Origin of the sequence: Bacteroides faecichinchillae JCM 17102, assembly GCF_000614145.1 — a bacterium.
GTDB classification, from domain to species: Bacteria; Bacteroidota; Bacteroidia; order Bacteroidales; family Bacteroidaceae; genus Bacteroides; species Bacteroides faecichinchillae.
Genome location: NZ_BAKK01000124.1, coordinates 1 through 983 on the forward strand (window position 1 = coordinate 1; position 983 = coordinate 983).

Here is a 983-nt window from a genome sequence, read left to right on the forward strand (position 1 = left end):
AAAAGGAAATACTTAATCAATATCAATGAACAAATTATGGTAACACGAAGAGACTTTCTCAAGACAATGACAATGGCTTCCGCCGGCCTGGCCCTTGGAAGCGGTGAAGTATTGAACGCCCATAATCTAGCGTCCAAGAGAGGTAAAAATGGAAAAGTGAAGATCGCGTATATCGGTATTGGAAACCGCGGTGAACAAATCATCGGCGATTTTGCACGTACCGGTATGGTTGAAGTCGTTGCATTGTGTGATGTGGACATGGGAGCCAAACATACTCAAAAGGTAATTGGTATGTATCCCAAAGCAAAACAGTTCAGAGACTTCCGTCAGATGTTTGACAAGGCAGGAAATGAATTTGATGCTGTGGCAATCGCTGTTCCCGACCACTCCCACTTTCCTATCAGTATGCTGGCTCTGGCTTCAGGCAAACATGTATATGTGGAAAAACCACTGGCACGTACATTTTATGAAGCCGAACTGTTGATGCAGGCTGCATTGAAGCGTCCTAACTTGGCAACTCAAGTCGGTAATCAGGGACATTCGGAAGCGAATTACTTCCAATTTAAAGCGTGGATGGACGCAGGAATTATTAAAGACGTTACTGCCGTGTCCGCACACATGAATAATGTTCGCCGTTGGCACAAGTGGGATACTAACATTTATAAGCTCCCTTCCGGGCAACAATTACCCAAAGATATGGACTGGGATACATGGCTGGGAGCGGTTCCTTATCATGAATATAATGAAAAGTATCATCAAGGTGAATGGCGTTGCTGGTATGACTTCGGTATGGGTGCCTTAGGTGACTGGGGAGCACATATTCTGGATACGGTTCATGAGTTCCTGGAATTGGGATTGCCTTATGAAATTACCTTGACTCACCAGGAAGGCCATAATGATTACTTCTTCCCTTACTCTTCCACCATCCTTTTCCGTTTCCCTGCCCGCAAGGGAATGCCACCGGTAGATATCACCTGGTATGA

Annotated in this window: 1 protein-coding gene; it reads left to right on the plus strand. The window is 45.2% G+C overall.

From position 1 onward, the window contains the following. Window positions 1-36 precede the first annotated feature (36 nt). On the plus strand, window positions 37-983 hold a 947-nt coding region (locus JCM17102_RS21040; protein ID WP_025076569.1), incomplete at its 3' end, for a Gfo/Idh/MocA family oxidoreductase.